Annotated in this window: 4 protein-coding genes and 1 pseudogene; 1 reads left to right on the top strand and 4 read right to left on the bottom strand. The window is 71.9% G+C overall.

What is annotated here, in order from left to right; translation table 11 throughout:
- Nucleotides 1-157: 157 nt before the first annotated feature.
- From G6028_RS16060 to G6028_RS16045, 4 genes are all read right to left on the bottom strand, one after another.
- Nucleotides 158-2,140, bottom strand: coding sequence for a 5-oxoprolinase/urea amidolyase family protein (locus G6028_RS16060; RefSeq protein WP_182659468.1), 1,983 nt, complete (start codon nucleotides 2,138-2,140; stop codon nucleotides 158-160).
- A 63-nt stretch (nucleotides 2,141-2,203) separates the two neighbouring features.
- Nucleotides 2,204-2,902 carry an urea amidolyase associated protein UAAP2 gene (locus G6028_RS16055; protein ID WP_182610922.1) on the bottom strand — a complete coding sequence of 233 codons (699 nt, stop codon included), beginning with the start codon at nucleotides 2,900-2,902 and terminating at the stop codon, nucleotides 2,204-2,206.
- Between the two features lie 12 nt (nucleotides 2,903-2,914).
- The gene (locus tag G6028_RS16050; protein WP_182659467.1) at nucleotides 2,915-3,808 is read right to left on the bottom strand and encodes an urea amidolyase associated protein UAAP1; all 894 of its coding nucleotides are present in this window, start codon (nucleotides 3,806-3,808) and stop codon (nucleotides 2,915-2,917) included.
- Between the two features lie 6 nt (nucleotides 3,809-3,814).
- A complete protein-coding gene (locus tag G6028_RS16045) occupies nucleotides 3,815-5,353 on the bottom strand; it encodes an amino acid permease (RefSeq protein WP_182659466.1) in 1,539 nt (512 codons plus the stop codon).
- Between the two features lie 185 nt (nucleotides 5,354-5,538).
- On the opposite strand from G6028_RS16045, the pseudogene G6028_RS16040 reads away from it, so the two are divergent.
- Nucleotides 5,539-5,855 (top strand): annotated as a pseudogene (locus G6028_RS16040) (hypothetical protein); the annotation flags it as partial.

The following is a 5,855-nucleotide window of genomic DNA, read 5'->3' as shown; positions in this document are numbered from 1 at the left end:
CCGGCCGCGAGGGAGGCCGCCATGTCGGCCACCAGCTCCGCGCGGTCGCGGACCTGCAGGAACACCTCGGGACGGTCCGCCGCGGCCAGGCGCGCCAGCACGTCGTCGACCCTCGCCGCAGCGGTGTCCCGCAGCCCGGCTGATGTCACGGTGCCGCTCATGCGCTCAGCTCCCCACTGGCGGCCCAGCGCGAGAACTCCTCGGCGCGGGCGTGCTCCATCCGGCGTCGGGCGGAGGCGATCGACTCGGCCTCCCGCTCGCAGAACGCGGTGTGCTCGGCGAGGGAGAACGTGTCGTCGGTGATGTCGACGATCCCCCGCCCGGCGGCGGTGTCGGCCCGCAGATCGGCCAACTCCTCGGAGGTGACGGGGTACCAGGAGATGCGGTCGAAGTGCCGCAGTAGCCACGGGTGCTCGGCGTCGAAGCCCGGGGCCGGTTCGGGGTGCCGGTGGTTCCACACCTGGGTCGTGCGGCCCACGAACTGGTAGCCACCCGGCCCCTCCATCCCGTAGATGCACAGGTACGCGCCGCCGATCCCGACCGAGTTCTCCGCGGTCCACGTCCGGGCGGGGTTGTACTTGGTCGTCACCAGGCGGTGGCGTGGGTCCAGCGGAGTGGCCACCGGCGCCCCGAGGTAGACGTCCCCGAGCCCCAGCACCATGTACTCGGCGTCGAAGACGGTGCGGTAGACGTCGTCGGCGGTCTCCAGACCGTTCATTCGGCGGATGAACTCGATGTTCCACGGGCACCACGGGGCGTCGTCGCGCACGCCGTACATGTACCGCTCGATGGCCTCCTTGGTGGCGGGGTCGTCCCAGCTCAGCGGCAGTCGGACGCGTCTGCTCGACACCGCCAGGTCCTCGGCGGCGGGCAACGCCGCCTCGGCCTCGCGGAGGGCGGCCAGGGTGGCGCCGATCGTGCTGCGGCCGGGCGTGATCTTGACCTGCAACGACCGGATACCGGGCGTGAGGTCCTGCTGGCCGGGAACGGGGTTCGCCCGGAGGTGCAGGTAGAGGGCGTGGGCGCGGGCGCGCAGTTCGAGGTCGAGCTCCATCCGGCCGTACTCGACCAGCACGTTGTCGTCACCGCCCCGGCGGTAGGTCACCTCGGTCACGCCGTCGGCGGTGTGGCCGCGGCCGAGCACGCCGTCGTCGCGGTCACCACCGTCGCCGAGGACGTACGGGCGGCCGGCCCCCCTCGCCCCCGAGATCCCGGCGCGGTCACCGACCGCATCGACCCTGACGCGGACGAACCGGACGGTGTCGCCGGGCGCGAGCTGCCCGAGCTTCCACCGGTCGCCGCTGACCACGGTGACGGGGCAGACGAAGCCCCCCAGGCTCGGGCCGTCCGGGCCGAGCAGGATCGGGGTGTCCCCGGTGAAGTCCAGGGCCCCCACCGAGTAGGCGTTGTCGTGCAGGTTGGACGGGTGCAGGCCGGCCTCCCCGCCGTCGGGCCGGGCCCACTTCGGTCGTGGTCCCTCGAGCCGGACCCCGGTGCGGTCCGAGTTGAAGTGCACGGTGTAGCTGGCCGCGTAGAGCTCGTCCATCCCCGCGCGGGTGAGGAACTCCGGAGCGCCGTGCGGCCCCTCGGCCACGGCGATGTGCCAGTGGTGCCCGATGGCCGGGACCTCGTCGGCGAGGATCCGGCGCGGCACGCCCGGCCCGGGTTCACCGACGGCGAGGGCGTCCCCCGCCGCCAGGTTGCGTCCCTCGTGCCCCCCGAACCGTCCGAGGGTGAAGGTCGACGACGACCCGAGGTACTGCTCCACCTCGATCCCGCCCCCGACCGCCACGTACACGCGCATGCCCGGCCCGTCGAGCACCGGGACGTCGAGCACGGATCCCGCCTCCAGGTGGACCGGCTTCCACTGGGCCACCGGGCGGCCGTCCACCGTCGGCCGCACGTGCGCCCCGCCCACGCAGACCGTGACCGGGGCGTCCGGTCGGATCGACAGTCCACCCCGAGTGCACTCCAGGCCGGCGGCGCCCTCCGGGTTGCCCACGGCGATGTTGACCAGGCGGAGCGAGTAGTCGTCCATCGCCCCGGACGGCGGGACGCCCACGCCCCAGTACCCGATGCGGCCGGGCCAGTCCTGGACGGTGGTGATGAGTCCCGGGTTGAGGATCTCGAGGCGGGTCATGGCGGCTTCTCCTGTGGTGGCGGGTGCGCGGGTGGTGGGTGCGCGGGGTGGGGGGCGCCGGGCTCAGGCGGTGACGATCATCCGCACCGGCGTCGGGTCGAAGCCGTTGCACGGGTTGTTGATCTGCGGGCAGTTGGAGACCAGGACGATCACGTCACGGTCGGCGCGCACCGCCAGGCGCTTGCCGGGCGCGGAGAGCCCGTCGACGATGCCGAGGGTGCCGTCGGCGTCCACGGGCACGTTCATGAAGAAGTTGACGTTGGGGACCAGATCCCGTTTGCCCAGTCCGTGCCGGGCGCCCTCCCGGAGGAAGTTCTCCACGCAGGCGTGCTGATGCCGGGTGTGGTGGCCGTACCGCAGGGTGTTGGACTCCTGCGAGCACGCTCCCCCGAGGGTGTCGTGGTTGCCCACCTCGTCGGCCGTGATCGTCACGAGGGGCTCGCCGGCGTCGTCGCGCAGGACACTCCCCTCGGTCAGGAAGATCGATCCCTGGGCGGCGACGGTCGCCGGGGCGCTGTAGCGACGGGTGGGGTCGTGCGCGTCGTAGAACAGGGTGTCGACGGCCTGGTTGCCCTCGAGGTCCACGATGGTCAGGGTCTGGCCCGCGTGCAGGACGTGGGACCAGGCGGCTCTGGCGGCGACGGTCTCGTCGGCGACAACGGCCCCGTCCGTGAGAGCGAGGTCTGCGGCGGGAAGGTCTGCGGCGGCGCCGGTCCAGGGGTCTGTGGTCGGAGGCTCGGTGGTGACGGTCGTCGGTGTCATGGCGGATTCTCCTCAGGCGATCGGGGTGGAGGCGCGGTGGGCGGCCTCAGAGTTGGCGACGGCACGGCGGTACTCGAGGTCCTCCCCGACGCCGGGGAGGGCTCCCTCGCGGAGTGCGTCGAGGTCCTGCGGAGCGTTCCACGCCAGGAACTCCACGGTCCCGGCGTGGTACCGCTCCGACGGATCCAGCGGATGGTCGGCGACCGCGACGGCCACCACGATGGGCAGGTGCAGGACCAGGTCGACGGTCGCCCCCGCCCCGGCGTTCCCGGTGGAGACGAGCGCCCCGTCGTCGTCGACGCGGACGCCGTGGAAGAACGACACGGTGTGGGGGAGATCCCGCTCACCCAGCCCGTGTTTGAGGGCGGCCAGCAGCAACAACTCCCGTCCGGCCGGTGACCCGGATTCCGGCGCCCCGGCCCCGTAGCGGGCGACGTTGCCGGCCTGGGTCGAGGCACCGCACAGCGCGTCGTGGTGGCCGGAGGTGTCCGCGACGATCGTCGCGAGTACGCGCCCCTGGTCGGAGAGCAGCGGATGACCGGTCCCGAGGTAGGCCTGCCACGGGACCTTGACCGTGTCCGCGGTGTTGAGGCGTTCCCAGGGGGCGTCGGCGCGCCACATCATGAGCGAGGCGCAGGCCGTGCCGTCCCGGTCGGTCAGTCGGATGCGCGTGCCCCGCGCCAGGGTGACCGCGGTGTAGCGACCCCCGGGGACGGACTCCGCCCACGTCAGGCGGTCGGCCGGCACGTCCGCCGGCGGGTGGGGCCAGTCGGTGGCGGGGACGACCGGCATGGAGTCGGTGATCGCGCCGGCCTGGGCGCGGGCGTGGTCGCGGGCACCCGAGGTGGTGGACGTGCTCGCGGTGGTGCCGGGTGTCGTGATGCCGGGTTCGGTGGTGCTGGTCATCTCAGGTCACTCTCCGATCTTGACGGGCTTGGGATGGGTCTTGCCGCGGGGGAAGCACAGGATGCCGAGCCCCACCACGGCGAGGACGGTCAGGACGCCGGCCCATCGCATCCACGGGGTCTCGCCCGAGGGGTCGAAGATCTCGGCCCGCGGCCAGGCGAGGTTGACCGTCATGAGCAGTCCGTACCCCACGGCCATGACGTTCACGGGGACCCCCCAGCGGCCCAGCGAGAACAGCGGCTTGCCCTCGGCGTCGGTGAGCCGGGGGCCGTTGGGCCACCCCTTGAGCCGACGCAGGAGCAGCGGCGCGGTCACGCAGAGGTAGGCGAGGTAGATGAGGATGATGCACACCGAGGCGAGGGTGGCGAAGATGGCGGCGTTGCCCATGTTGACCAGCAGGATCGCGATGCATGACAGACCGATGAGCACGGCCGGGGCGATCGGGGTGCCGGTGCGGGGGTTGACGCGGGACAGGGTCGCGGAGAAGGGCAGGCGCCCGTCGCGGGCCATCGAGAACATCAACCGGGTGGCCGCGGTCTGGATGGCGAGGGTGCAGATGAAGATGGCCACCACGACCACCACGAGGAGCACCTTGCCCCAGAAGTTCCCGAGCACGGAGTTGAGGACGTACGGCAGGCCCTCGGTGGCCAGCCGGCCGTCGGTGAGGCTGGGCGCGGCCATGAGCGCGGAGAGGATCATGAGCCCACCGCCGAGCGCCGAGACGGTCAGCGCCATCCGGATGGTCCGGGGGGCGACCCGGCGCGGGTTGACTGTCTCCTCGGCGAGTTCGCCGGCCGAGCCGAATCCCACCATCACGTAGGCGGCCATGAGCCCGGAGACGACCCACGCCCAGATGTAGCCGGGCTGATCCCCCATTCCGGCGGTGTCAAAGACGACCTGCGGCCCGCGGACGGCGTGGGTCAGCAGCGCGAGGATCACCGCGACGACGCCGACGATCTCGCAGGTCACACCGATGTTATTGACGTAGGCCATCCACCTGATGCCGAGCGAGTTGATCGTGGTGGTGATGACGAGGAGAACCGATCCGAGCAGGACGGCGTTCGCCGCGCCGGAGGGCGAGGTGAGGGCCGGATCGTCACCGATGATCTGGAAACCGGACCAGATGTTCGGCAGCACGACCTGCAGCGCGATGGCCGCGGCCGAGGCGGTGACGATCTGCGCGAGGATCATGAACCAGCCGCCGAACCACCCGACGACCTCGCCGCCCATCCGCCGGGACCACTGGTAGATCGCTCCCGAGATGGGGTACCGGGCCGCGAGCTCCGCGAAGCACAACGCGACCAGGAACTGGCCGGCGAACACGATCGGCCAGGTCCAGAAGAACGCCGGGCCGCCGAACCCGTACCCGAGGCCGAACAGCTGGAAGATGGTCGTGAGGATCGAGACGAACGAGAACCCGGCGGCGAACGAGGCGAACGTGCCGAGGCTCCGGTGGAGTTGTTGGTCGTAGCCGAGATCGGCGAGGTCGTCGTGATCACCCCGACGTTCGGGGGCCGGGGTGGTGAGTCCGGAGGGGTCACTCATGTCCGGCACTCCTCTCGGGGCGGGGGTCTGTGAACCCGGGTGGCGTCAGGAGCAGTTCCTGTCTGCCGATAGTTTTCCCACCGCGTGTGACCCTCGGGTTGCCTGATGTTTCGATCCGATTAACACGCCCTCACGCCGTTGCTCCCCGCTCGCCGGGCCGCCCGACCGCGTGGTCGAATGCCCTCATGGCGCCTTCCCGTGATCCCCACGACGAGCGCGCGCGGGCCTGGTCCGACGGGCTGCGGCGTGAGCTGGCGGCGCGTCTCGGACCGGCGGTGGCACACGCGGTGTGGGTCACCGGATCGGTGGGCCGGGGGGAGGCCGTCCCGGGTAGCGACCTGGAATCCCTCGCCGTCGTCTGTGCCCCCGGTGACCCCGGTGACCCCGGTGACCCCGACGACCGTGCGGTACGCCGCGCCGTCGCCTCCACCGACCTCTCCCGCGCACCGTGGTTCGCCGAGACCTCCCCCGCCTCGGCCGCCGATCCCCGGCTGATCCGGAC

Origin of the sequence: Dietzia cercidiphylli (assembly GCF_014145145.1) — a bacterium.
Lineage (GTDB): Bacteria > Actinomycetota > Actinomycetes > Mycobacteriales > Mycobacteriaceae > Dietzia > Dietzia natronolimnaea.
The sequence above is the reverse complement of the archived record's forward strand: the minus strand, read 5'-3'. Positions and strand labels throughout refer to the sequence as shown.